Origin of the sequence: Stenotrophomonas sp. AS012628 (assembly GCF_010608305.1) — a bacterium.
Lineage (GTDB): Bacteria > Pseudomonadota > Gammaproteobacteria > Xanthomonadales > Xanthomonadaceae > Stenotrophomonas > Stenotrophomonas geniculata.
Map to the genome: position 1 here is coordinate 1 of NZ_VMBJ01000235.1, position 235 is coordinate 235.

1 pseudogene is annotated in these 235 nt (G+C 65.5%); it reads left to right on the forward strand.

The features are described 5' to 3' along the window. A pseudogene (locus G5A07_RS21735) lies at positions 1–235 on the forward strand (protease modulator HflC); the annotation flags it as partial.

Consider the following 235-nt stretch of genomic DNA (forward strand, 5'->3'; position numbering starts at 1 on the left):
TTCGAGCGGATGAGCACCGAGCGTGAGCGCGAGGCCCGCGAGCACCGCGCCAAGGGTCGCGAACTGGCCGAAGGCATTCGTGCCGACGCCGATCGCCAGCGCCGGGTAATCGTTGCCGAAGCCTACCGCGAGTCGGAAGAGACCCGCGGTGACGGCGACTCCAAGGCTGCCGCGATCTACGCCAAGGCCTACAACCAGGATCCGGAGTTCTATTCCTTCTACCGTAGCCTGAAGG